Annotated in this window: 29 protein-coding genes; 25 read left to right on the forward strand and 4 right to left on the reverse strand. The window is 30.1% G+C overall.

Features of this window, described 5'->3' with window-relative positions:
* The coding region (locus tag GBG18_RS05495) for a sensor histidine kinase (RefSeq protein ID WP_152189138.1) at nucleotides 1–1,161 on the reverse strand (1,161 nt) is incomplete at its 3' end.
* Nucleotides 1,162–1,293: 132 nt separating this feature from the next.
* Here GBG18_RS05495 and GBG18_RS05500 point away from each other — a divergent pair.
* The 21 genes from GBG18_RS05500 to GBG18_RS05600 all read left to right on the forward strand — a co-directional run bounded on the left by GBG18_RS05500 (nucleotide 1,294) and on the right by GBG18_RS05600 (nucleotide 17,258).
* Entirely contained in the window at nucleotides 1,294–1,527 is a 234-nt protein-coding gene (locus tag GBG18_RS05500; RefSeq protein WP_152189140.1) for a phenol hydroxylase subunit, read from the forward strand.
* A 14-nt stretch (nucleotides 1,528–1,541) separates the two neighbouring features.
* Nucleotides 1,542–2,534, forward strand: a complete 993-nt coding sequence (locus tag GBG18_RS05505; protein WP_152189142.1) for a ferritin family protein — start codon at nucleotides 1,542–1,544, stop codon at nucleotides 2,532–2,534.
* A gap of 30 nt (nucleotides 2,535–2,564) precedes the next feature.
* The gene (locus tag GBG18_RS05510; RefSeq protein ID WP_152189144.1) at nucleotides 2,565–2,840 is read left to right on the forward strand and encodes an MmoB/DmpM family protein; all 276 of its coding nucleotides are present in this window, start codon (nucleotides 2,565–2,567) and stop codon (nucleotides 2,838–2,840) included.
* Nucleotides 2,841–2,880: 40 nt separating this feature from the next.
* Nucleotides 2,881–4,395 carry a YHS domain-containing protein gene (locus tag GBG18_RS05515; protein WP_152189145.1) on the forward strand — a complete coding sequence of 505 codons (1,515 nt, stop codon included), beginning with the start codon at nucleotides 2,881–2,883 and terminating at the stop codon, nucleotides 4,393–4,395.
* Nucleotides 4,396–4,407: 12 nt separating this feature from the next.
* On the forward strand, nucleotides 4,408–4,767 hold the full coding sequence (locus GBG18_RS05520) for a phenol hydroxylase subunit P4 (RefSeq protein ID WP_152189147.1): 360 nt from the start codon (nucleotides 4,408–4,410) through the stop codon (nucleotides 4,765–4,767).
* Entirely contained in the window at nucleotides 4,768–5,826 is a 1,059-nt protein-coding gene (locus GBG18_RS05525; RefSeq protein WP_152189149.1) for an NADH:ubiquinone reductase (Na(+)-transporting) subunit F, read from the forward strand.
* 240 nt (nucleotides 5,827–6,066) lie between these two features.
* Entirely contained in the window at nucleotides 6,067–6,375 is a 309-nt protein-coding gene (locus tag GBG18_RS05530; RefSeq protein ID WP_152189151.1) for a 2Fe-2S iron-sulfur cluster binding domain-containing protein, read from the forward strand.
* A 20-nt stretch (nucleotides 6,376–6,395) separates the two neighbouring features.
* Nucleotides 6,396–7,340 carry a catechol 2,3-dioxygenase gene (locus GBG18_RS05535; RefSeq protein WP_152189153.1) on the forward strand — a complete coding sequence of 315 codons (945 nt, stop codon included), beginning with the start codon at nucleotides 6,396–6,398 and terminating at the stop codon, nucleotides 7,338–7,340.
* A gap of 1 nt (nucleotide 7,341) precedes the next feature.
* Nucleotides 7,342–7,770: a GlcG/HbpS family heme-binding protein gene (locus GBG18_RS05540; protein ID WP_152189155.1), complete on the forward strand. Its 429-nt coding sequence runs from the start codon at nucleotides 7,342–7,344 to the stop codon at nucleotides 7,768–7,770.
* Nucleotides 7,770–9,227, forward strand: coding sequence for a 2-hydroxymuconic semialdehyde dehydrogenase (locus tag GBG18_RS05545; RefSeq protein WP_152189157.1), 1,458 nt, complete (start codon nucleotides 7,770–7,772; stop codon nucleotides 9,225–9,227). Before GBG18_RS05540 ends, GBG18_RS05545 begins: the two co-directional genes overlap by 1 nt.
* 11 nt (nucleotides 9,228–9,238) lie before the next feature.
* On the forward strand, nucleotides 9,239–10,027 hold the full coding sequence (gene dmpE, locus GBG18_RS05550) for a 2-oxopent-4-enoate hydratase (RefSeq protein WP_152189159.1): 789 nt from the start codon (nucleotides 9,239–9,241) through the stop codon (nucleotides 10,025–10,027).
* Nucleotides 10,028–10,043: 16 nt separating this feature from the next.
* A complete protein-coding gene (locus GBG18_RS05555) occupies nucleotides 10,044–10,931 on the forward strand; it encodes an acetaldehyde dehydrogenase (acetylating) (protein ID WP_152189160.1) in 888 nt (295 codons plus the stop codon).
* A 2-nt stretch (nucleotides 10,932–10,933) separates the two neighbouring features.
* On the forward strand, nucleotides 10,934–11,962 hold the full coding sequence (gene dmpG, locus GBG18_RS05560; protein WP_152189162.1) for a 4-hydroxy-2-oxovalerate aldolase: 1,029 nt from the start codon (nucleotides 10,934–10,936) through the stop codon (nucleotides 11,960–11,962).
* Entirely contained in the window at nucleotides 11,962–12,750 is a 789-nt protein-coding gene (dmpH, locus tag GBG18_RS05565; RefSeq protein ID WP_193311080.1) for a 2-oxo-3-hexenedioate decarboxylase, read from the forward strand. Before dmpG ends, dmpH begins: the two co-directional genes overlap by 1 nt.
* 15 nt (nucleotides 12,751–12,765) lie before the next feature.
* The gene (thmT, locus tag GBG18_RS05570) at nucleotides 12,766–12,957 is read left to right on the forward strand and encodes a 2-hydroxymuconate tautomerase (RefSeq protein WP_152189166.1); all 192 of its coding nucleotides are present in this window, start codon (nucleotides 12,766–12,768) and stop codon (nucleotides 12,955–12,957) included.
* An 8-nt stretch (nucleotides 12,958–12,965) separates the two neighbouring features.
* Complete coding sequence (locus GBG18_RS05575; RefSeq protein ID WP_152189167.1) at nucleotides 12,966–13,979, forward strand: LLM class flavin-dependent oxidoreductase; 1,014 nt, start codon at nucleotides 12,966–12,968, stop codon at nucleotides 13,977–13,979.
* A gap of 34 nt (nucleotides 13,980–14,013) precedes the next feature.
* Nucleotides 14,014–14,835, forward strand: a complete 822-nt coding sequence (locus GBG18_RS05580; RefSeq protein WP_152189169.1) for an alpha/beta fold hydrolase — start codon at nucleotides 14,014–14,016, stop codon at nucleotides 14,833–14,835.
* A gap of 74 nt (nucleotides 14,836–14,909) precedes the next feature.
* Nucleotides 14,910–15,110, forward strand: coding sequence for a sulfur carrier protein ThiS (gene thiS / locus GBG18_RS05585; RefSeq protein ID WP_152189171.1), 201 nt, complete (start codon nucleotides 14,910–14,912; stop codon nucleotides 15,108–15,110).
* Nucleotides 15,111–15,114: 4 nt separating this feature from the next.
* Entirely contained in the window at nucleotides 15,115–15,987 is an 873-nt protein-coding gene (locus GBG18_RS05590) for an AEC family transporter (RefSeq protein ID WP_152189172.1), read from the forward strand.
* A gap of 17 nt (nucleotides 15,988–16,004) precedes the next feature.
* Nucleotides 16,005–16,808 (forward strand): sulfite exporter TauE/SafE family protein, encoded by an 804-nt coding sequence (locus GBG18_RS05595; protein WP_193311081.1) that lies wholly within the window; start codon nucleotides 16,005–16,007, stop codon nucleotides 16,806–16,808.
* 24 nt (nucleotides 16,809–16,832) lie between these two features.
* The gene (locus tag GBG18_RS05600; RefSeq protein WP_152189174.1) at nucleotides 16,833–17,258 is read left to right on the forward strand and encodes an SRPBCC family protein; all 426 of its coding nucleotides are present in this window, start codon (nucleotides 16,833–16,835) and stop codon (nucleotides 17,256–17,258) included.
* A gap of 236 nt (nucleotides 17,259–17,494) precedes the next feature.
* Here GBG18_RS05600 and GBG18_RS05605 read toward each other — a convergent pair whose 3' ends face one another.
* The gene (locus GBG18_RS05605; RefSeq protein ID WP_152189176.1) at nucleotides 17,495–18,718 is read right to left on the reverse strand and encodes a hypothetical protein; all 1,224 of its coding nucleotides are present in this window, start codon (nucleotides 18,716–18,718) and stop codon (nucleotides 17,495–17,497) included.
* A gap of 207 nt (nucleotides 18,719–18,925) precedes the next feature.
* On the opposite strand from GBG18_RS05605, the gene GBG18_RS05610 reads away from it, so the two are divergent.
* The gene (locus GBG18_RS05610) at nucleotides 18,926–19,153 is read left to right on the forward strand and encodes a hypothetical protein (protein WP_152189178.1); all 228 of its coding nucleotides are present in this window, start codon (nucleotides 18,926–18,928) and stop codon (nucleotides 19,151–19,153) included.
* Nucleotides 19,154–19,207: 54 nt separating this feature from the next.
* Here GBG18_RS05610 and GBG18_RS05615 read toward each other — a convergent pair whose 3' ends face one another.
* Nucleotides 19,208–20,077, reverse strand: coding sequence for a flagellin N-terminal helical domain-containing protein (locus tag GBG18_RS05615; RefSeq protein WP_152189180.1), 870 nt, complete (start codon nucleotides 20,075–20,077; stop codon nucleotides 19,208–19,210).
* Nucleotides 20,078–20,256: 179 nt separating this feature from the next.
* Nucleotides 20,257–21,387, reverse strand: coding sequence for a tRNA (uridine(54)-C5)-methyltransferase TrmA (gene trmA, locus GBG18_RS05620; protein ID WP_152189181.1), 1,131 nt, complete (start codon nucleotides 21,385–21,387; stop codon nucleotides 20,257–20,259).
* Between the two features lie 55 nt (nucleotides 21,388–21,442).
* On the opposite strand from trmA, the gene GBG18_RS05625 reads away from it, so the two are divergent.
* From GBG18_RS05625 to glmU, 3 genes are all read left to right on the forward strand, one after another.
* A complete protein-coding gene (locus tag GBG18_RS05625; protein WP_152189183.1) occupies nucleotides 21,443–23,065 on the forward strand; it encodes a helicase-related protein in 1,623 nt (540 codons plus the stop codon).
* 81 nt (nucleotides 23,066–23,146) lie between these two features.
* On the forward strand, nucleotides 23,147–25,096 hold the full coding sequence (locus tag GBG18_RS05630; protein ID WP_152189185.1) for an ankyrin repeat domain-containing protein: 1,950 nt from the start codon (nucleotides 23,147–23,149) through the stop codon (nucleotides 25,094–25,096).
* Between the two features lie 3 nt (nucleotides 25,097–25,099).
* The gene (gene glmU, locus GBG18_RS05635) at nucleotides 25,100–26,398 is read left to right on the forward strand and encodes a bifunctional UDP-N-acetylglucosamine diphosphorylase/glucosamine-1-phosphate N-acetyltransferase GlmU (RefSeq protein ID WP_152189187.1); all 1,299 of its coding nucleotides are present in this window, start codon (nucleotides 25,100–25,102) and stop codon (nucleotides 26,396–26,398) included.
* Nucleotides 26,399–26,415 lie beyond the last annotated feature (17 nt).

Below are 26,415 nucleotides of genomic sequence, written 5' to 3' on the forward strand. Positions count from 1 at the left end.
TAACTCTTTAATATTGTCTAATCCCTCACCATTATCTCTAATTTTTATATGAATTTCATCACCTTTTTCTCTCATATGAATACATAAAAGGTTCTCTCTATTCTCTTTAAATGCATATTTTAAAGAATTAACACATAGTTCATGTAATACCATTCCAATTTGAATACATCTATTTGTTGAAAAAATTAGCTCATCTATATGTAATTCTACATCTAATTTAGTATTTTGAGATATATATAATTCTTTAATATCCTCAATTAATTTTTTTATGTAGCCTTGTACATTTATATAGGCTAAATTTTCTCCTAAATATAAGAACTCATGAACCAATGCCATTGTATTTATTCTACTTTTACTTTGCTTTAAAATATATCTTACTTCATCATCTTTTGCACGTCTAAGTTGCATGGATAACAATGATGAGATTATTTCCATATTATTTTTAACCCTATGGTGAATTTCTTTTAATAAAATCTCTTTTTCATCTAAAGATTTTTGAAGCTCTAGATTTATATTTGTAATTTTTTTATTTATCTCTTGTCTTTGAGTTAAATCTCTACCAAAAGCACAGATATACTCTTGCCCTGCATAACTGAATCCATGTCCAGAAACTTCTACAGGAAAAATTTCTCCATTTTTTCTTCTTTGAGTAGTTTCTAAAATCCAATTTTTAGTATTTCTAATTTTATACATAACATCTTTAGCTGTTTTTCTATTAAAATTTGTATCCATTACTTCAAGATATTTTCCTAAAAGTTCTTCTTTTTTATATCCCAACATATTACAAGCAGCATCATTTAAATAAACAATTTTTGCATCAATTGTAAACCAGTAAATTCCATCAACTGAATTATTTAAAGCAAACTCATAGGGCATCAGTCTTTCTTTATCTTTCTCTTTTAAATCATTATAAGATCGGTCAATTCTTTTTATAACTTTTTGCATGTGATTTAATATTATAAAAACCAATAAACCCATTAACATAAAAAATAATAGGCCAATAGTTAAAGGTCCTTGTTCACTTACATTATTATATTGAAAGAAAATTTTTATAAATTTATCTAAAGAAAGTATTCCAAATATTCCTGTTAAAAGATAAAAAATAGAAAATTTTACTGGAATATTTTTATTATTAAACAAATGCTTTTTTAATGGAATCATATCTTTATCCTTTTTTTCTTTGTATTCTATCAAATTTTTTTTTATTTAATTTTATTTGCGAATAATTTGCGATTTTATTTACATACTATTTCTTTGTTTTAAAAACTAAGAGTAATCTTATTAGGAGTTTTTATGTATGAACTAATGCCAGAAGAAAAGAAATTTGTACAAATCATGGAAATTAGAGATGATGGATTTGTTGAATTTAATTTTGCAATTGGTGAAGCTGCTATGAACGTAGAACTTATTCTACCGTATAAAGCTTTTATCGAGTTCTGTCAAAATAATAGAGTCTCATTTTTTACAAAAGAGCAAGATACTGAAGTGTTAATTGATAATGAAAATTGGCAATTTGGAATAAATTAAATTAAGGAAAAAATATGGAATTAAATATTGCAAGTGTTGAAATAGAACCCAAAAGACATACTTTTGGAAATGTTGCTAGAAGATTAGGTGAAGATAGACCAGCTTCAAGATATGAAGAAGCTATGTATGATGCACAACCAACTGAAAACTTTCATTACAGACCACAATGGGAACCTGAATTTGAAATTTATGATAAGGCTAGAACAAAAATTAAGATGAATGATTGGTATGATCTATTAGATCCTAGAAAATTTCATTATATGACTTATGTATCAACAAGAGCATCTCAAAATGCTGCAAATGTTCAAAGCTTTGATTTTATTGAAAAAAGATCATTAGTAAACTTTATAAAACAAGAAAATTTGCAAAAAGCTTTTGAATTCTTAACACCATTAAGACATTATGAATATGGTGCAAATATGAATAATCTAGCAATTGTTGATAGAGTTTATGGAACAGCAATGATGTCAGCTACTATGTTTCATGCTGAAGATAGATTAGGAATGGCACAACATATTACAAAAATGATTTTATTACTTGGCAATAATGATGTTAAAAAACTTGACTCAGGTAAAGAAGCTTGGATGAATGATTCTAAATGGCAAGGTCTAAGAAAAGCTGTTGAAGATTCTTTAGTTGTAAAAGACCCAATTAGATTATTTGTTAAACAAAATGTAGTTTTTGATGCTTTTGTAATTCCTTTAATGATTAATGAATTCTCAAAAGAGATGGCTGCTAATGATGAAATGGTAGTACCAATGCTTAGTGAATTTGTTACTTCATGGTATGAAGAAACAATTAAATGGATAGATAGCGTTGTAAAAGTAATGACTAATGAATCAAGTGAAAATAAAGAATTATTAACACAATGGATTAAAGAAGATATTGAGATTATTGAAGTTGCAATGCAACCATTATCAGCATTTTCAAATAATTCAAGTGAATTATTAGCTTCAACTAAACTTGAATTAATTAACAGATTAAATAAATCTGGAATAACGTTATAAAAATTTAAATTAAATCTAAAAGGAAATTAAATGTCAGGTAGTATCGCGTTATTATGCCTTCAATCAACAGAAGATGGAAGAGCAATTGCAGAAGCAATAAGAGAAGATAATGAAGGTGTTGTAATTACAAATAAACCAGCAATGATTCAAATTGAACGAGCTGAGAAGATCACTGTAAATGCTTCAACAGTTTCTGAGCATTTAGGGAGAGATTGGGAACCAGAAGAATTACAATTAGTACTTATTTCTTTAGGTGGACAGATTGAAGAAACAGATGACGAGTTTATCGTTTACTGGAATAATTAATAAATTAGTATAAAACTAATATATAAATAAGGAAGATATTATGAGCGCAAACCAAAGAAAAAAAAGATTAAATAAAAAAGATGCATATAAATATATGACAAGACTTGGTTGGGATACAACTTACCAAAAAGAAGAAGATGTTTTTCCATATACAAATATGGAAGGTCTAAAAATTCATGATTGGGAAGCTTGGGAAGACCCTTTTAGAATGACAATGGATTCTTATTGGAAGTTACAAGCTGAAAAAGATAAAAAACTTTATTCTATTATTGATGCCTTTGCACAAAATAATGCACAAAAAAACATTTCTGATGCAAGATATGTAAATGCACTAAAGTTATTTTTAACAGGTGTAACACCACTAGAATATAAAGTTGTTCAAGGCTTCTCTCATGCAGCACGTGCCTTTAAAGGTGAGGGTGCTGCAATTGCTTGTCAAATGCAAGCAATTGATGAGTTAAGACACTTTCAAACTCAAGTTCATACTATGAGTCATTATAATAAATATTTTAATGGTTTTAGTGAGCATACAACAATGCATGATAGAGTATGGTATTTATCAGTTCCAAAATCTTTTGGTGATGATGCAAGTACAGCTGGTCCTTTTGAATATTTAACTGCTATTTCATTCTCTTTTGAATTTGTTTTAACAAGTTTATTATTTGTGCCTTTCATGAGTGGGGCAGCATATAATGGTGATATGGCAACTGTAACATTTGGATTCTCAGCACAAAGTGATGAATCAAGACATATGACACTTGGACTTTCAGCTATTAAATTTATGCTAGAACAAGATGCGGATAATGTTCCAATTGTTCAAAAGTGGATGGATAAATGGTTATGGAGAGGTTACAGAATGTTAGGTCTAGTAGCTATGATGATGGATTATATGTTACCTAATTCTCCAACTTCATGGGGTGAAGCAGTTGAGTTATATATTGAACAAAATTGTATGGCCTTATATAAAGATTTAGAAAAGTATGGAATAAAAGCTCCAACAGATTTAATCAATACAATTGTTGCTGAAAAAGGACACTTATCTCATCAAGTATGGAATATTTTTTATAATCATACTAATGCAGCACCTTTCCACACATGGATGCCTGAAGAAGACAAAATGAATTGGTTAAGTGAAAAATACCCTGATACTTTTGACAAATATTATAGACCAATGTTTGAAAGATATATGGAATTAGAGAAAAAAGGTGAAAGATTCTATTCAGAAGTTTTACCTCTTGTTTGTCAAACATGTCAAATTCCTTTAGGGTTTACTGATATTGAGGGTGGAAATCCACATGTTTATACTCATAAAACATCTGAATATAATGGTGAGATTTTCCATACTTGTTCTGATGGATGTAAAGAGATATTTGATGCACAACCTGAAAAATATGTTCAATCTTGGTTACCTCCACATCAAATATTCCAAGGAAATTGCGGAGGTGCAACTATACCAGAAGTTTTAAAATGGTATAAAATTGAGCATGGACAAGACAATCTAGACTATGTAGGTTCACCTGATGAAGCTATGTGGAATAAATTAAAAAATAAGTAAAAGGAGAATAAGATGGCAATTCAATCAATTGGAGAATATCCAATCATAATGAAAGATAAAGTAGAAAATTTTCATGGTAATCAATTAGTATTTATTATTTGGCATGCACATAGAGTAGTTTGTTCTCCTAGAGCTTTCCCTTTACCACCACAAATGCCTTTCGGAGCATTATTAACAGATATTATTCCAGTATCTTATAAGATAGAACCAGATTATGAGCAATTAGATTTTGATACAACAGAAGTTATTTGGGAAGTTGATGGAAAAGTTATAACACCAGATTTTTCAAAGAGTTTAGAAGAAAATGGTGTTGGTCATAAATCTCTTGTTAAATTTATAACACCTTCTTTAACAGGTAAAGTAGGAGCATAAATGGCTTGTAAATTAGAAATAGAACCAACAGGTGATATGGTAGATGTTCAAGAAGGTCAAACTCTTCTTGATGCTGCTTTAAGACAAGGTGTTTATCTTCCTCATGCTTGTAATCATGGACTTTGTGGAACTTGTAAAGTTGAAGTTCTAGAAGGTGAAGTTGATTTAGGTGATGCTTCTCCTTTTGCTTTAATGGAGAGTGAAAGAGATGATGGTTTTTGCTTAGCATGTACTGCAACTGCCGATGAAGATGTAGTAATTGAAGCTGAAATTGATGTTGATATTGATGCTAGAAGTATCCCTATAAAAGATATTATGGGGACAGTAATAAAAAGAGAAATGCTTACACCTAGAATTTTAGGTCTTTGGATTGAACTTGATGAAGAAATTGATTTCCAAGCAGGACAATATATAAATTATCATGTTCCAGGATTTGATGAGCCGCGAGCATTTTCACTTGCAAATCAACCAAGTACAGGAAAAGTTATTGAATTAAATATTGGAATTATTCCAGATGGAGAAGCAACTCCTTGGATTCATAATAATGTAAAAGTTGGAGATAGAAGAAAAATCACAGGACCTTTTGGAAGATTCTTTGTAAAAAGAAGTGCCCAAAAACCAATGATATTTTTTGCTGGTGGATCAGGACTTTCAAGTCCAAAATCAATGATCTTAGATGAATTAGAAAATGGATGTACTCAAGATATTACTCTTTTCCATGGTGCTAGAAATGAAGAAGAATTATACTATGCAGATATGTTTAGAGATTTAGAAAGTAAACATAAAAACTTTAGATATATTCCTGTTTTATCAGATAATAAAAATGAAAACTGGACAGGTGAAATAGGATTTACAAATGATGTAGCAAAAAAAATATACGATAATCAATTCACAGGACATAAAGCCTATCTTTGTGGACCTCCTATGATGAGTGATGCCTGTATAACAGCACTTATGCAAGGTAGATTATTTGAAAAAGATATTCATACTGAAAAGTTTTTTTCTAGAGCCGACTTATATAAAGAAGAAATTAAAAGCCCTCTATTTAAATCTATTTAAACCTCTTGTAAAGATGAAAATTTTCTAATAAAAATTTTCATCTTCTTAAACTTCAAAGCAATTAATTAACAATCTATTTTTTAAAAAATTTAAACTTTTTAAAAAAAATAAAAAAAGTAATAATCGCGATTTTTATGCGAATTGTTTAAAGTATAGTACTAATACTTAAAAGGTAACTTTTAATTTAGATGACGATATGAGTTTTTTATTTATATTGTAAATTTCATCGAAGGGATAATTATGAAACATAATATCTTTGTAAAAAACAAAGAAAAAGAAAGAGCTTGCAATGAAGATAAAAATCTTATGGATTCATTATCTGTTTGTCAAGATCTAGTTCCAAATGGTTGTCATAATGGAGCTTGTGGAATTTGTAAAATTACTATTCATAATGGTGAATATGAAAAGCTAAAAATGAATAGAAAACACATATCAGAAGATGAAGAGAGCTCGAATATAGTTTTAGCATGTCGAACTTTTCCAAAAAGTGATATGGAAATCGAATTTATAGAAAAACCAAAATCTAAGCATTATACGCTTGGACATTAATTTAAATAAAAGGATTTAAAATGGGAATTATGAGATTAGGTCATGTAGATATTAATGTATTAAATATTGAGGAATCAAGAACTTATTATGAAGAAATAATGGGATTAACAGTTACACGAGAAGATAAAGATGGTACTTTGTATTTAAAATGTTGGGATGAGTGGGATAAATATAGTCTTGTTTTAAGACCAAGTGAAGAAGCTACATTTAACAAAATTGCATATAAAGTTAAAAATGATTCGGATTTAGATGATTTAAAAATTAAAGTTGAAAATTATGGTATTGAAACAAAGTTTTTAGAAGCAGGTGTTGTTACTGATTGTGGAAGAGTTTTATCTTTTACTTTACCAAGTGGACATTCATTCCAGTTATATGCGCAAAAAGAGTTCATTGGAAAAGATACAGGAGATACAAACCCTGCACCTTGGCCATTTAAAGGAAAAGGAATTAAAGCACATTGGATTGATCATGCATTATTAATGTGTCAAGGACCTGAAGCTGTTATGGAAGTTACTAAATTCTTTATTGATATATTTGATTTTACATTAACAGAGCAAGTTACAGTTGGGCCTGATGGTTGTTTACAAGCTGCTACTTGGTTAACTTGTTCATCAACTCCTCATGATATAGCATTTGTTGCAGGTGAAGAAGTTGGAATGCATCACTTTGCCTTCTTCTTAGATGGATGGAATGATATTTTAAGAGCAGCAGATGTTATGGCTATGCATAACGTAAAAATTGATGTTACACCTCAAAGACATGGTATTACAAGAGGTGAAACGATTTATTTCTTTGACCCATCAGGACATAGATTAGAAACTTTTGCAGGACTTGGGTATTTAGCTCAGCCTGATATGCCAGTTATTACATGGACTGAAGATGAATTATGGAGAGGAATTTTCTATCATACAGGTATTGAAAATGGTGCATTTACAACAGCCTACACATTACACGCATATAAATAGTATGAATAGTGTAATAACAGAAAAAACAATATCAAGACAAGCCTCTAGTGAGGCTTGTCTTTTTGCAATTAAAAAAGCCGAAGAATTAAATATATCTATAAACGTAAGTGTTGTAGATAACAAAGGTTTGGAAATGGCTTTTTTAAGAATGGAAAACTCCTTTATTCATTCTATAGATATTGCAAAAGACAAAGCATATACTAGTGCAAGTTTTGGGTTTCCATCAGATACATGGACTAATGTTTTCAAAGAAATGCCACATTTAGAACAAGGTTTTTCTAATAGAGATAGATTAGTTCCTTTTGGTGGAGGATTACCAATATTTGATAAAGATAATGTAAAAGTTGGAGCAATTGGTGTTTCAGGTGGAACTGAAGAAGAAGATATTATATGTGCAAAGTTTGCAATTGAAAAGATAGGACTAAAATAATGAAAAAAGTACAACACTATATTAATGGACAATTTATAGACTCAGAATGTGGCGAGTTTTTTGATAATTTTAACCCAGCAACTGCTGAGTTAATTGCAAAAGTAGCACAAGGTAGAGAACCGGAAGTAGATGCTGCTGTTGCGGCTGCGAAAGCTGCACTTACTGGTGAGTGGGGACAAATGAAGCTAAATGATAGAATAGCTTTAATGTACGAAATTGCAAATGAAATGGATAGAAGATTTGATGATTTCCTTGAAGCTGAATGCTTAGATACTGGTAAACCATACTCAATTGCAAGACATATAGATATTCCAAGAGGAGCTGCAAATTTCAAAGTTTTCGCTGACACTATGAAATCAGTTGCTGATGAAGCTTATAGAATGGATACTCCAGATGGAAAAATAGCAATGAATTATTCTATGAGACAACCAAAAGGTGTTATTGGCGTTATTTCTCCTTGGAATTTACCATTACTCCTTATGACTTGGAAAGTTGGACCTGCATTAGCTTGTGGAAATACTGTTGTTGTTAAACCTTCTCAAGTAACTCCTACTACTACATCACTTTTAGGTGAAGTTATGACTAAAGTTGGTTTACCAAAAGGTGCCTATAATGTTGTTCAAGGAAGAGGTTCAATTACTGGAAACTTATTAACAGCACACCAAGATATTGATGCTTTAACATTCACAGGTGAAACAAAAACTGGTGAAACAATTATGAAAGCTTGTTCAAATGGTGTAAGAGATATATCTTTAGAACTTGGAGGGAAAAACCCTGCTATTATTTTTGAAGATTGTGATATGGATAAAGCTATTTTTGAAACAGCAAGATCTGTATTTGCTAACTCAGGACAAGTTTGTTTAGGAACTGAAAGAGTTTATGTTCAAAGACCAATTTTTGATGAATTTGTAAGTAGACTTAAAGATGCTGGTCAAAAACTAAAAGTTGGAGTTCATAATGACGAGTCTGTTGATATGGGACCAGTTGTAAGTGCTGCACATAGAGATAAAGTTTTAGAATTTTATGATATTGCAAAAAAAGAGGGTGCCAACGTTATTTTAGGTGGTGGAGCACCAAAGATGGAAGGTGCTTTAAAAGATGGTTTTTGGGTTGAACCAACTATTTGGACAGGACTTCCTGAAACTGCAACTGTAGTAAAAGAAGAAGTATTTGGACCTTGTTGTCATATTGCTCCTTTTGATACAGAAGAAGAAGTTATTAAAATGGCAAATGATACTAAATATGGTTTAGCCTCTACTGTATTTACTGAAAATTTAGATAAAGCTCATAGAGTAGCTTCTAAAATTGATTCAGGAATTGTATGGGTTAACTCATGGTTCTTAAGAGATTTAAGAACACCATTTGGTGGAATGAAAGGTTCTGGAATTGGAAGAGAAGGTGGTCACCACTCTTTAGAGTTCTATACTGAACTTAAAAATATTTGTATAAAAATGTAAGGAATTAAAATATGGAACAATTAAAAATAGAAAAATATGGAAATGAACTTTACGAAGCATTAAAGTCTAATTCTGTAATAGAACCTATTACTTCAAGAGAAGCTGATATTACTATTGAAGATGCATATGCAATTCAAAACCATTTTATACAAAGAAGAATTAAAGAAGATGGTGTAAAGATTATTGGTAAAAAAATAGGTGTTACATCAAAAGTAGTAATGGATATGTTAGGTGTTCATCAGCCTGACTTTGGTTACCTTTTATCTGATATGATTTATTCAGATGGTGATGAAATCGATGTTACAAATGGTATGATTCAACCAAAAGCTGAAGGTGAAATTGCCTTTGTTCTAAAAGAAGACTTAACAGGACCTGGCGTTACTACTGCTGATGTTTTAAGAGCAACAAAATTTGTAATGCCTTGTTTTGAAATAGTTGATTCAAGAATTAAAGATTGGAAAATTAAAGTACAAGATACGGTTTCGGATAATGCTTCTTGTGGATATATAGTATTTGGTGGAAAAGGAGTAGATCCAAGAGATGTTGATTTAACAACTTGTGGTATGACTCTTGAATCTAATGGTGAATTATTACACACAGGTGCAGGTGCAGCAGCACTTGGAAGTCCTGTAAATGCAGTTGTATGGCTTGCTAATACATTAGGTTCTTTTGGTGTTGGTTTAAAAGCTGGTGAAGTTATTCTATCTGGTGCTTTATGTGCAATGGTTACTATTAAAGCAGGTGATAATATGACTATTAATGTAGGTGGAATTGGTTCTGCTTCTTGTAGATTTGTATAAAGAGGAAAGGAAAGATATGAAAAAAATTAATTGTGCATTAATTGGGTCAGGAAATATTGGAACAGACTTAATGTTTAAATTACAAAGAAGTGAAATTTTAAATCCTTTATGGATGGTAGGAATAGATCCTGAATCTGATGGATTAAAAAAAGCCAAAGAAGCTGGAATGAAAATCACAGCAGATGGTGTTGATGGACTATTACCTTTTATTAAAGAAGATGAAGTAATGATTGCTTTTGATGCAACATCTGCTTATGTTCACGGTGAAAATAATAGAAAATTAGCAGAATTAGGTGTAAAAGTTATTGACTTAACTCCTGCTGCAATTGGACCTTTTTGTGTGCCATCTGTAAATATGAAAGAACTTTTAGAACAAGATGCACAAAATGTAAATATGGTAACTTGTGGTGGACAAGCTACTATTCCTATGATTGCAGCAGTTTCAAGTGTTCAAGAAGTTGAATATGCAGAAATTATTGCAACAGCTGCTTCAAAATCAGCAGGTCCTGGAACACGTGCTAATATTGATGAGTTTACAGAAACTACAAAACTTGGAATTGAAGTAGTTGGTGGTGCTAAAAAAGGTAAAGCAATTATTATTCTAAATCCTGCTGAGCCACCTTTAATGATGAGAGATACTGTTCATTGTCAAACTACGCAAACACCAAATCAAGAAGCGATAATCAAATCAGTTAACGACATGGTTAAAGAAGTTCAAAAATTTGTTCCTGGTTATACACTAAAAAATGGACCTGTATTTGATGGAAATAAAATTACAATTTGGTTAGAGGTTGAAGGCTTAGGTGATTATTTACCTAAATTTGCAGGAAATCTTGACATTATCACAGCCGCAGCAACTAATATTGCAGAACAAATGGCTGAAAAAATCAAAGCAGGAGTTTAAAGATGGATTTAAAAGGTAAAAAAATTACAGTACATGACATGTCTTTAAGAGATGGAATGCACTCTGTTAGACATCAGTTTACACTTGATCAAATGACTGCAATGTCAACTGCAATGGATGAAGCTGGTGTTCCTATGATTGAAGTAACACATGGTGATGGACTTGGTGGAAGCTCACTAAATTATGGATATGGTTTACATACAGATGAAGAATGGCTAGATGCTGTTGTTCCAAATATGAAAAATGCAAAAATATCTGCACTTTTACTTCCAGGAATTGGAATAGTTAAAGATTTAGAAAGAGCAGTTGAACATGGGATTTCTACAGTTAGAGTTGCTACTCACTGTACAGAAGCTGATTGTTCAGCTCAACATATAAAAGCAGCAGTTGGAATGAAACTTGATACTGTTGGATTTTTAATGATGGCTCATATGGTTGATGAAAAAAGAATAGTTGAAGAAGCTAGAAAAATGGTTTCTTATGGAGCTAATTGTATTTATGCAACAGACTCAGCTGGTTATTTACTTCCTGATATGGTAAGTGCAAGGATAGGGGCACTTAAAAAAGAGTTTGGAGATGAAATTGAGATTGGATTTCACGGTCATAATAATATGTCTATGGGCGTTGCTAATTCTTTGGCTGCAATAGAAGCAGGAGCTACAAGAATTGATGCAAGTTTAGCAGGTTTTGGAGCGGGTTCTGGAAATACTGCAACAGAAGTTTTAGTAGCCGTTTGTAATAGAATGGGTGTAGAAACAGGAATTGACCTAGATAAAATAGTAGATGCGGCTGAAGATATTGCACTTCCTATTATGGGAAAACCTACAAGAATCTCAAGAGATTCATTAACTTTAGGTTATGCAGGTGTTTATTCATCTTTTCTTTTATTTGCACGTCGGGCAGAAGCTAAATATGGAATTGATGCTAGATCACTTTTAGTAGAATTAGGAAGAAGAGGAATGATTGGTGGTCAAGAAGATATGATTGATGATTGTGCAATGGAAATGGCAAGAGCTAAAGGATTAATATAATGGCATTAGATAAAAAAATAATTGATGAATTAGCTATTCATTGTGAAAAAGCGGAAGTAGAAGCTTATGAAATCACAAAAATAACTGATGATTATCCAGAAATGACTTATGAAGATGCTTATGATATTCAATGGAAAGCAAGAGCGAATAAGGAAGCCAAGGGTCATAAGATAGTTGGTATGAAAATGGGTCTTACTTCACAAGCAAAAATGAAGCAAATGGGTGTTCCTAATCCTTGTTATGGTTACCTTGCAGACTATTTTGCATACGGTGATGGAGCAGAGATTAAAATTGATGAATTAATTCATCCAAAAGTTGAAGCTGAGATCGCTTTTGTTTTAAAAGATGATTTAACAGGACCTGGATGTCATATAGGTGATGTATTAGCTGCTACTGATTTTGTAATGCCTGCTGTTGAGATTATTGATTCAAGATATAAAGATTTTAAATTTGATTTAAAATCAGTAATTGCTGATAACTCTTCATCTTCAAGATATGTTACAGGTGGAAGAATGAGAGATATTAAAGATCTTGATCTTAAAACACTTGGTGTTGTAATGGAAATAAATGGAGAAGTAGTTCAGTTAGGTGCAGGAGCTGCTGTTTTAGGACACCCTGCTACTGCAATTGCAATGCTTGCAAATATGATGGGTGAGCGTGGTGAAATACTTAAAGCTGGTTCATATATTCTTTCAGGTGCAATTACAGCTGCAATGAGTGTAAAAAAAGGTGATAATGTTACTGTTAAGTTCCAAGATTTAGGAACATTAACTATGAAATTTGTATAAATATAAGGAATAAAAATGCCAATAGCTACAATTAATATTGTTGAAGGTAGAAGTGATGAGCAAAAAGAGAAACTTATAGAAAAGGTTACTCTTGCAATTCATGAAGCTATCGATGCTCCTATTGCAAATGTACGTGTTATTTTAAACGAAATGCCAAAACAACATTTTGGAATAGCAGGACAAAGTGTTAAAAAGATGGGTAGATAGAAAAAATCATGTCTTTATTGAAGTTAAGTGTACTTGATCAGTCACCAATACATGATGATAAAGAGGCAAAAGAAGGTCTCTTTGATACTATAAAACTTGCAATTTCTTGTGAAAATTCAGGTTATTATAGATATTGGTGTGCAGAACATCATGATACTCCTGGGTATGCAAGTGCAAACCCTGAACTTATGGTAAGTTCTGTTGCAAATGCTACTTCAAAAATAAGAGTTGGAAGTGGTGGAGTAATGCTAAATCACTATAGCTCTTTTAAGGTTGCGGAAACTTTTAATACTTTAAGTGCATTACACAATAATAGAATTGACTTAGGGATTGGACGAGCAAGTGGTGCTAACTTTTTAGCAGCACGTGCTTTGCATAATTCAAATAGTGGTGATTACACTCAAAAAGCTTATGAACTTATAAATTATTTAGATGATAAAGTTCCTAAAGATGATTATTTTCATGGTGTAAATTTATCTCCAATAGGAGTTGATTCAACGCCTGTTTATTTACTAGGTTCAAGTGATGGAAGTAGTGTATTAGCAGGGCGACTTGGTGCTGGATTTTGTTTAGCACTTTTTATAGGAACTCATAATAGACCTACTCAAATCATGGCTTCATATAAAAATAATTTCACTCCTTCAAAAAACTTCAAAAAACCAAAAGCTATGATTGCTGTTGCTTGTATTTGTGCCAATACAGAAGAAGAAGCAATTGAACTTGCAAGTTCTCATACATACTGGAAAGTACAAGCTTTTAGACATCCCAAAAGAGATGCTTTTCAAAGTCCTAAAAATATAAAAAAATTATATGAAAAATTAAGCTTTGAAGATAAAGCATATTATCATGAAACTTTAAATTCTATGATTTTAGGAACACCTGCACAGTGTAAAGAACAAATAGAAAAATTAGCAAAAGAGTATGAGGTTGATGAAGTGATGATAGTAAATGTTACTTATTCTTTTGAGAAAAGAAAAAAATCATACGAACTTTTAGCTAAAGAATTTGCTTTAGAAAAATAAGAGATTAAAAATTAAATTAAAACAAGGAAAAAATATGTCAAATCCAGAAATAGCAAAAAGTATAAAAACAGGAAGTTTTAATACAAATTATCATGACTTAGGTGAAGGTGAACCTATAATGTTTATCCATGGTTCAGGACCAGGTGTATCAGCATTTGCAAATTGGCAATTATGTATGCCAAAAATAGCAGAAAACTTTAGAGTAATTGCTCCAGATATGGTAGGTTTTGGATACACAGATAGACCTGATGGAATTTTATATGATATGGATATTTGGGTACAACAAACAATTGACTTAATGGATGCATTAAAAATAGAAAAAATAAATTTAGTAGGAAACTCTTTTGGTGGAGCATTAGCATTAGCTTTAACTATTAAATATCCCGAAAGATTTAATAAAGTAGTTTTAATGGGTGCAGTTGGTGTTTATTTTGATTTAACTTATGGATTAGATAAAGCATGGGGATATACACCAAGTATTGAAAATATGAAAGAATTACTTGATATTTTTGCTTATGATAGAAGTATTGTAACAGATGATTTAGCAAAGATGAGATATGAAGCTAGTATTCGTCCTGGATTCCAAGAATCTTTCTCTTCAATGTTTCCTTCACCAAGACAAGATGGTGTTGATTCAATGGAAAGTTGTGAAAATGATATCAAAAAAATAGATAAAGATGTTTTAATTATTCATGGAAGAGAAGACAAAGTTATTCCAGTTCAAAACTCTATTAGATTAAATCAATTAATTCTTAAATCACAGTTACATATTTTTGGACAATGTGGACACTGGACGCAAATTGAACATACAGATAGATTTAATAATTTATTATTAGATTTCTTTTCAGAAAAATAAAATAAAAATTAATTCTAAATAATTATATACTAGAAGTATTTCAATACTTTTAGTATATATAATAAGGAAAAATAATGGAACTTATCGTAAATAGAAAAAAAATTATATTTAAAGATGATATTACTCTTCAAGAGGTAATTGATGCAGTTAATATGAGTAAAAAGATGATGGGTGCTTCTGTTAATAATACAATCATTAAAGTTTGTGATTTATCTAATAAAAAACTAAAAGATGGAGATAAAATTGATATTATAAGTGCAATGGCAGCAGGATAGTTATTTGATATTGCAAATAATATCAATAATCTTTCCAGTTTTTTTTATTGCATTTATTGGATATTTATATGCTAATAAAGTAAAAATAAACATGGATATGCCAAATAAAATAAATATGGACATATTTATACCCATAATGGTATTTTATTTTATCAGTGAAAAACTTCCTTCTATACATATGATAGGAAGTTTTTCTATGGGTGCCGTTATCGTTGTATTTGGTTCAGGTATTATTTTATATCCAATAACTAAAATATTTAATCTTAATCCAAGAACATTTTTACCTCCAATGATGTTTAATAACTCAATTAATTTAGGTCTTCCTTTAGCTTTTTTTGCTTTTGGGGAAGAAGCAATGGCTTTAGCTATTGCTTTATCTCTAGTACAAGTAATAGGACAATTTACTGTAGCAGTTATGATGTATGGGGGTAAATTTGATATTGGAAGTTTATTTAAAAACCCTGTTATTATCGCAACATTAATAGGATTGTTGTTTAATTATTTTAATTTTCATTTACCAAGTATCTTATTAGATCCTGTAAAAATGATGGCTCAAGTTTCTATACCTCTTGTACTTTTTGCACTAGGAGTACGATTAATTCATTTAGAATTACGATATTGGAAAATAGGAATTTTAGGGGCTATTTTATGTCCTCTATCTGGAATACTAATGGCTTTACTGGCAATTTATATTTTTGATTACACACCTTTACAAGCGAGTTTAATTATCCTTTTTGGTGCTTTACCACCCGCTGTTATCAATAGTATAATGGCTGAAAAGTATAATTGTGATTCGATTACTGTTGCATCAATTGTGGCTATTGGAAATATAGCCAGTTTGATTATTATTCCTATAGTACTTTATTTTGTATTATAAAAAATGAGGAAATAGATATGTTAGATATACAATCGATAATAATATTTTTGGCTTTAGGGTCTTTTGTAGGTGTAGTAGCCGGGCTTTTTGGAATAGGTGGTGGAGGATTAATTGTACCAATTTTAACGATGTTTTTACTTTCTCATGAGTTTGGTGGCGACGAAGTTGTTCAAATATCATTGGCGACGAGTATTGCAGTTATATCTATTACTTCCATATCAAGTTTTCGAGCTCAACACAAAAAGAAAGCAGTTCGTTGGGATATCTTTAAGATGATAGCACCAGGTGTAATTGTAGGAACTTTTATGTTTACTTTTGTTGCCTCGAATATTAATTCATTTTATTTATCTGTATTTTTTTCAATATTTATGTTGTATGCTGCTTACAAGATGTTTTTTGGAAAGAAAGCTGAAGGAGAGGGGACTATTATTGGAAGAAGCGGACAATTTTTCGCTGGCTTTGGTATAGGTGGAATATCTGCTTTGGTTTCTATTGGAGGAGGGATGTTAAGTGTACCCTACTTGGTAAAACAAAATATAGATATGAAAAAAGCAATTGGTACATCCTCTGCCATAGGATTTCCCTTGGCTATTTCTGGAACTTTGGGTTATATTATAAATGGATATAGTCACACATCAATTGATACTATGATGCTTGGATATGTTTATGTACCTGCATTTGTTTGTATTGCTTTTGCCAGTTATCTTACCGCTCCAATTGGAGTAAATTTATCACATAAGTTACCTATCGTTATGTTGAAAAAAATATTTGGTATTTTATTATTAATCTTAAGTATTAAAATGATGCTAGAGTTGATTTAAAAAATAAGAAATTAAAGGAAAAAAATGAGAATAGAAATAAAAATAAATCAAGATATAAAAAGTATGAAAAAAGATGTTTGGGATTTAGTAGGTCCTTTTGAAAAGATAGCTACTTGGTTTGAGGGTATAAAAAAAACTGAAATTGAAATATCTGACAATGGAAATACAGTACGACATTTAACTTTTGACAATGACGCGATTATTTCTGATGAACTTATAAAAAAAGATGATTTCTCTTATACGTATAAAATTATTAAAGGTGATTTACCTTTTGAGAATTATATTGCAACTATTGGAATAAAATCTAATGATGAAAGTGTAAGTTTATATTGTAATATATCAATAGATGTTTCGCAAGATAATAAAGATGAATCAGTTAAATTTCTAGAAGATATTTATGAAAATGCATTTAAAAATGTACAATTGATATTTGAAAGTAATAGTAATTGATAATCATTTATAGACTTGACTAAACCATACTATAAAGAAGATATAAATAACAATTTACTAATATATAAAATTAATTGATGAAAAAAGTTGTGTCCTTTATTAGGAGAAAAAAAGGACACAATATAGAGAAAGGATGAGTCTTTGTATACTCTATTGTTTGAAAAGTAAGTGTATTAATTACACTTACCTTTTTTAAATACTATAAGTTAGCGCGCTCAATAGTATGGTTTACTTTATTAAAATTTATATGATAAATAAACTCTAGTTACATCAGTATTTCCTTCAACAATTCCAGCTGGTAAAATAGTATGCTCAAGTTCAGCATGCTCATAATTTACTTTTAATAAAATATCTTTATTAATTGGATAAATTGCAACTGCACCAGTTGCTAATACATCTCCTAATCCACCATTAGACCATGAATGTCCTAAGTATCCTATTGTTGTGATACCAGCAATTGGTAAAACTACTGCACCAACAAGAGTATCAGTATTTGCACGAGTAGGAACACCTCCACCATTTACAGGCATAGCAGTAAATAATGTATCCGTAGTACCCGCACCAATACCTGTATTAACATCACCATCTTTTGTGCTTGAGTTAAATGCAACTAAGTATCCTAAGTTAGAGATTCCTAGAGGACCTGTAGCTTTTAATCCAAAAGCTGCTCCATCTTCTTTTCCCGCTGCTTGATTGTCATCTTTAGACATTACATATTGTGCTGATAATGTTTGATTTGCAATAGTATAATCAGTTTGTAAATAAGTAATACTAATATCTTTACTTGCAGAACTCTCTTTGTTCATTTTAAGATATTGAGCTTGAAGTGTTAAGTTTTCAATTGAATTATTTTTCAGAAGAAGAGTATATGCATCATCATGTGTTGCTGAGATATCATCTGATTCGCCAAGATCACCAGTTCCATCAGTTTTTGCTAAATATTTTGAAATATATCCTAAAGAAACAGAAGTATTAGGAATATCAGTATTTGTTAACATATAAGCTTCAAAAGAATCTTTTAATAAACTTTCAGATGATTTTCCATCAATTGCAGTACTAACTAAAGGTGTATATATAAATTGTCTACCAGCTTTTATATTAGTATTTGCTAATTGGTATTCTAAATATACTTCAGATAAAACAGATCCAGAAGCATCTAAATCATTAGCGAAAACACCATTGTTATCATCTTCACTTAAAACATGAGAAGTTTGAAATGTAGCTCCAGCACTTAATCCATAAAATGAACCTGTTGTATAGCCTAAACTTCCACCAATCACTGCAATATCATCAGACTTTGCTTTTCCTAAGAAATTTGAATCAGCGTATAAAGCTTTTATTTCACCCTTTACTTTTCCATTTGTAAAAGCATCACTTAAACTTTCATTAGCATTGGCAACTGTAGATAATGAAGCTAATGTAATAACAGCAGCTAAACTTAATTTTGTAATTCTTTTCATACGATTCCTTTTTTTTAATGTTCTAAATTGAAATAATTAAGAACTCTTAACTAGTAGCTTATAGAAATCCAATCGCAGAATAATCGCATATCTATATATTTGCAATTTCTTTGAAATTGATGTGTTGTTTTTTTTGATAAATTAAAAGAAGTTGAAAATCGGTATGAAGATTCTGGGTTTTTTAAAGGATTTAATATAATAGAAAAATTGAATAATCCCAAGAGTATAGAATATAGTTCTATTAAATCTACAGCAGCATCTAAAGCTAGAAGTGAAAAAGTTAAGTATAAAATAAATATAGCAATTGAAATACTTCAAACAGAGAAAAAAAGAATAACTCACTATTCAATAGCAAAGAAATGTGGAGCAAGTTTTAACACAGTAACAAAACATGTATCAGAAAAATATCTAGTTTCATTAAATGAAATGAAATAGTAAAGTATATCCTTCATATTAAATATGTATCAATAATCTTTGTTCCATATTTCCTTAATGTTTGTGGAACTTTACAGTTTTTACTTTTGGAACACTTTGTGGAACACGGAAACTAATATGAGTGCTTCGTGTTCCAAAACCTAGTGTTAAGTTACCTGCAGTAACAGCCGCATCAAGAATAGCTGTTGTTGCTGCATCAGCATTTGATATAGTCATTCCTTCTTTTAAAGTTAATGAGTCAACATCTCCTGATAAAGAAACAGATTCTTGAGTACTAAGACCATCTGTATTTGTAGAATTTAAAGTAATAGCTCCTGCACTTGCAACTGTAGTTGTACTTGTAGCAGAAAATACATTATTTCCATTAGCTTCAGAATAAACATCTTTAGAACCTAATCCTGATGTATTTGATTGAACTGAAGCATTTGAAATAATATCATTTTTAGATTCACCAATTTGGAATGATAATGAAGCTGATGCAGCTTTATCAGCGTCTGTATCACCTGCTGAAGCTTGAAGTAAAACATTACCATTATAGTTAGTTTGTTCTGCGATATTATCAAGTTGCTCTAAAAGTTTTGAAATATCTTTTCTAATAGATTCTCTACCATCAGTTGAAGTAGTATCAGTGTTTGCTTGAATTAATTTAGCTTTAATAGTATCAAGAATATTTGATTGCTCTGCCATTGATTTATCAGCAATTTGAAGTAAAGTTACAGCTGAATTACCATTTGCAACACCTTGATCTATTGAAGTTGCTTGAGTTCTAAGTTTATCAGCAATTGCTAAACCAGAAGCATCATCAGACGCTTTGTTAATTTTAAGACCAGTAGAAAGTTTTTCTAATGAACTTTTTATACTTTTACCTGTATTTGTAGCTGCTTCTTGAGCAGTAATTGATGAAACGTTAGTATTAATAATCATAATAAATCCTTTTTATTTATGACGTCATTGTGATAAAAATCACACTTAACAACCTTCTTGTGTTACCAAGCATAGAAGAAAAATAAGTCTTTCTTCTTCGGAATCAATTGATACCTACATTTGTAATAAGAATTATGACGTACCAATTCTTAAAGTTAGATTAAAAAATAATTATGTTTTTATTTCTTTTTTAAAATCACTCCTGATTCAATATGATGTGTATATGAAAACTGATCAAAAAGGGCGAAGTTTTCAATAGTATGTGTTTTTGTTAACTCTTCTAAATCTCTATGTAATGTTTCAGGATTACATGATACATATATGATTTGCTCAAAGTTTTTAACTAAGGCTCTTGTTGTATCATCAAGTCCAGCTCTTGGAGGGTCAACAAAAATAGAGTCAAAATCATAAGCTTTTAAATCTACATCTTTAAGTCTTGAGAATACTCTTTTTTCTTCTAGGGCTTCTACAAACTCTTCTGCGCTCATTCTAATAAACTCTATTTTATTATTGTTATTTAACTCACAGTTTGTTTTTGCTGATTTGATTGATGTTTTTGATATTTCAGTTGCTAGAACTTTTCTAAACTTACTTGAAAGTGGAATAGTAAAGTTTCCACCACCACAGTAAAGTTCACAAAGATCTTTACTTGAGTCTTTGATATTATTTAAAACCCATTCAATCATTCCTATATTTACTTTTGTATTTGGTTGTGTAAAACCACCCTCTATATATCTGAAGTTATAGTTTGTATTATTGATATTTAGTTTTTCATCTATGTAATCATTTTCTAGAATTACTTTTTGTTTTCTTGAGCGACCGATTATTTTGATATTAAACTTATTTGATAATTCTTTTGCAAGTTCATTCCAATCCTCATCTAGTTTTCTATGATAGATTAAAGTTACTAACATATCCCCTGTTGTTGAGTTTAAAAACTCAATTGCAAATAGTTTAAATGAAAGTGTTTTATTTTTTTGTATCTCTTCTAAAAGTTTTGGCATTAAGTTTGATATATCAAGGCTTACTATTTGACAAGATGATATTTCTAATACAGTTTTATCAATACTTGTCATTGCATAAGAAAGTGTTGGATTATCATTTTCATCAAAGTTTTTCCATATTTTAAACTCAGCTCTATTCCTGAAGTTTTGTTCATCACCTCTTACAATATCAAAATCGACATTTTCTAAGTCTGTAAAGTTTGAAAAACGCTCTTTTTCTCTTTGTATTTTTAAATCCAATTGTCCCTCATATCCAATATCATGTATTGTACATGAGCCACATTTGCCAAAATATTCACAATTCATCAACTATCCTTAGCTATTTAATGCGATATTATATTCAATTGATTATAATACGCACATGAAAGAAAATTGGCAAGAACAACTACACACTTTATTAAACTGTGATTTAAAAGAATTATATCCTCTAGCACGAAGCTTAAATAGAAAACTAGAATTTTACGTGGGTCCTACAAACTCAGGTAAAACATATAATGCAATGGAAAAATTAAAGCAAGCAAATTCAGGACTTTATTTAGCACCTTTACGATTATTAGCACTTGAGGGTTATGAGGGCTTAAAAAAAGATGGTATTGAAGCTTCATTAATCACTGGTGAAGAACAGATGTTAAATGAAGATGCTGCTCATGTATGTTCAACTATTGAGATGATTGATTATGACTTAGATGTTGATGTGGCAGTTATTGATGAAGTTCAAATGCTTGATGATATAGATAGAGGTTGGGCTTGGGTTAATGCAATTATTGGTTGTCCTGCTAAAAAAGTAATAATGACAGGAAGTGTAAATGCACTTGAAGCTATTAAAAAAATCGCTACTTATTTAGGCGAAGAGCTTGAAGTTGTAAGACATAAAAGAAAAACAGAACTAAAGGTAAATGAAAAATATACATCTTTAGATAATCTAGAAGATGGAACTGCGTTGATTGCTTTTTCAAGGGCAGATGTTTTAAAACTTAGACATAGACTTAAGAAAAACTATACAGTGTCTGTAATATATGGAAACCTTTCACCTGAAGTAAGACGAGATGAAGCAAGAAAATTTAGAGAAAATAAAAGCCAAATTCTAATAGCAACTGATGCAATTGCAATGGGTTTAAATCTTCCTATAAAAACTATTCTTTTTACAACTGATACAAAATTTGATGGAGTATCAAGAAGAAAAATTACAGTAAATGAAATAGTTCAAATAGCAGGTCGTGCAGGAAGATATGGACATTTTGAAGCTGGGTTTTTAGGCGCAACTAGGCGAGATATTTTAAAGCATATAAGCCAAGAATATAAACAGCCAATTAAAACTATAAAACCACCTTTTAGAGTTAAGATAAATGCTCAACAATTAGAATCTTTATCTTCACATATTAAAACTACATCTTTAACAAAAATATTAAAGTTCTTTGCTGAAAATATGTCATTTTCAGGACCCTTTATAGCTGCAAATATTTCATCTATGATAACAGCTTCAAAAATAGTTGATACAAGATTTTCTATGAAGCTTGAAGATAAGTATTTATTAGCACAAGCTCCAATCACAACAAGGTCACCTATTATCCTGCAAGCTTATGAAGCTTATATAGCAGCTGTTGTAAAACAAAAAGTTTGTAACTATAAACCATCTATTACCTTGCCGAAAAAAGCGATAACTCAAAAAGATTTATTACTTGTTGAAGATGAGGTAAAAAAAATATCTTTATATTTATGGCTTTCGTATAAACTACCTGAAATATTCCCAGACCATGATAAAGCTTATATTTTAAGAAACACTTTCAACTCATTTATAGAAAACTCGTTAAAAGGAAAAATCATTCAAATTGATACTCCAAGAAGAAATGACTTTAAAAGAAAAACAAATGAGGAAAGAAGACCAAGAAGAGATGAAAAAACTTCATCAACAAGAAATGAAAAAGAGTTAAGACCTAGACGTGCAAGAAGTGAATTTAAACCACGAAGAAGAAGACGTGATTAGTCTTGATAAAATATTTTAATAGAAAATTAGTTAAAATATTACTAATATTACAAAGCAATATCTTAAGAAAGGAGTTTTTTTATGTTCAAGTTATTCAAAAATAGCACCAAAGAATCTTTTCAAAAAGAGCTATTTAGTGATGATATTAATATACAAAGAATCCAAAAAGATATTGATAATGGAAGAGAAATTAATACAATAGATGAGAATGGAAGAACGATTCTTTTTTCTCTATGTGCAAAGAAAAAATTTGAAGCAATAAAAATTTTAATAAAAAATGGTATTAATTTAAGTGTAGAAGATAAATACGGGCGAACAGTTTTAGACGATGCTATAAATCGTACTGATGGTGTAATGATTAGGTTTTTACTAGAAAATGGTTTTGATATCAATCATAAAAACTCAAGTAATAGGACAATTCTTCAAGATGTTGCCTTAGAGGGAAATTATAAAATTTTTCAAATACTAATGTCTTTTCATCCTAATTATGATGATTTGGATAGTTATGGTAGAACTGTATTATTTGATGCAGTTGAGGGTGGAAATGTAGACATTATAAGAGAGTTAGTAAATCATATAAAAGATATAGATATTACTGATGAAAACAATGAAACACCACTTTTTAATGCAGTTTTAAAAGAGAATACAAAAATTGCAGAAATATTAATAAGTTTTGGAATGAACTTAAATAGTTTGGATAATCATGGACGAAATGTATTATTTAATACTATGTTATTGGGTACAAAAAATATTGATATCTTAAAGCTAATGATTAAGAAAAAAATAAATATTAATCAAATAGATATAAATGGTGAAAATATCTTAGATGAACTTTTATATATTATTTCCTTACAACTTCAAACTCCTAAACAATTGTCACAACTTGAGGGTAATTATTCTCTAATTACAAAAGAGACAAAATATCTAGAATTAGCTCGTATTTTAATTGAAAATGGCCTTGATATAAATAAAATGGATGAATATGGACTTACAACATTAAGTAAAGAAGTTGAAAAGAAAAATTATGAACATATATCTTTTTTAATTGATTGTGGTGCTGATGTTAATGTAAAAAATATAAATGGTAAGACATTATTATTAAATGAAATAATGAAAGGCAATTCAAACTATAAAATGATTCATTTCTTAGTTAAAAATGGTGCAGATATTGAATTAATGGATGCAGATGAGAAAACTATTATTGATGATTTAGTAGAAATTATGTTAATTCAAAAAGGATTTAAAGAAGAAAACTTTGAAAAGTATCCAAATATTTACGAAGAAGAGGATTATTTTGCATTATTTAAAAAGATGCTAAATTACAGACCAAATTTAGATAAAAAAAGATCAGATGGAAGAAATATTTTATTTGATGTAATTATCTATAACGATTTTGACACATTAAGACAACTTTTTAATTATGGTATAAATCCTAATGTGGTTGATAATGAGGGAAATACTCCTTTATCAACTTTAGTAGACCATGGACTAAAACTTGAGGATGCTAAAGAGAGAGAACTTTTTTTAGAGCGTTTAGTATTTTTATTAAAGTTTAGAGTAAATGTAGATATTCAAGATAAAAGTGGTTATACAGTCTTTCATAAAACAGTAATTGCTGATGACTTAGCAGTAGTAGAAAAACTTCTTACAAAAAAAGCAGATTTAACTCTAAGAGATAAACAAGGAAGAACAGCTCTTCATCATACACAATGGAATGGCAATAATAAAATTGCAAGATGGTTAATAGCAGCTGGTGCAGATATTAATCAAGTAGATAAATCAGGTTTCACACTTTTAAATTATGCAGCACTATTTAACCATGTTGATTTAGCAGTAACACTTATTAAATCTGGTGTACTAATGTACAATAAAAACAAGAAAAGCAAGAAAGTTGCAATGTTTTTAAAAGAAAAAGAAAAAAATCTTGATAAATTATTAATAAATAATATTATTGATGATAAAATGCAAAAAGCATTAGAAGAAGTAGTAGAAAATACGAAACAAGAAATCAATGAAGCATTAGAAGGATAAAAATTGAATAACAAGTCTATAATCATATTAGCAGCAGGTGCAGGCACACGAATGAAATCAACAACGCCAAAGGTTTTACATAAAATCTCTGGTAAAGAAATGTTGTATTATTCAATTAAAGAAGCTTTAAAATTAAGTGATGATATTACAGTTGTTTTATTTCATCAAGCAGCACGTGTTCAAAAAGAGATGGAAAAATATTTCTCAAATATAAACTATGTGATTCAAGACCATGCAAACTATCCAGGTACTGGTGGAGCTGTTATGGGAATAACTCCAAAGTACGAAGAAGTATTAGTTTTAAATGGAGATATGCCTTTAATTCAAGCGCAAGAACTTAAAAAGTTTGATATTGATGCAACTATTGTAATGTCTGTATTAGAACTTGAAAGTGCAGATGGTTATGGTAGAGTTATTGTTGAAAATGGAGCTGTTAAAAAAATTGTTGAACAAAAAGATGCAAATGAATCTGAGTTAGCAGTTACTACTGCAAATGCAGGAATTTATCAGTTTAATACAAAGTTCTTACTTGAGAACTTACCAAAACTTTCAAATGATAATGCACAAGCAGAATACTATATTACAGACTTAATCGAATTAGCAATTACTCAAGGTAAAATTTTAAAACCACTTGCAGTAAATGAAGAAAACTTTAAAGGTGTTAATTCAAAAGTAGAATTAGCAGATTCTGAAGTAATTCACCAAAATAGAATTAAAAATGAATTTTTAAAAGCTGGTGTTATTATGAGATTACCTGATACTATTTATATAGAAGAGGGCGTAGAAATTGAAGGTGAATCTATTTTAGAAAATGGCGTTACACTTTTAGGAAATGCAAAGATTATAAACTCTCATATTAAAACAAACTCTATAGTTGAAGATTCTGTAATTAAAGACTCTGATATTGGACCAATGGCAAGGGTTCGACCAGGTAGCGAGTTAAATGAAACACATTTAGGAAATTTTGTTGAGACTAAAAAAGCCTTATTAAATGGTGTAAAAGCAGGACATTTAACATATCTTGGAGATTGTGAAATCAATGAGGGAACAAATATAGGTTGTGGAACAATTACTTGTAATTATGATGGTGTTAATAAATACAAAACAATTATTGGTAAAAATGTATTTGTAGGTTCAGATACACAGTTTATAGCACCAGTTACTATTGAAGATAATACTATGATAGGTGCAGGAAGTACAGTAACATCTGATGTAAAAGAGGGTGAATTATATACAAGCCGTGCAAAGAAAAGAGTTGTTACTGGATATTATGATAAGCACTTTAGTGAAAAAAAGAAATAAGACAAAATTAAAATAAA

This window comes from Poseidonibacter ostreae (assembly GCF_009208075.1).
Taxonomy (GTDB): domain Bacteria; phylum Campylobacterota; class Campylobacteria; order Campylobacterales; family Arcobacteraceae; genus Poseidonibacter; species Poseidonibacter ostreae.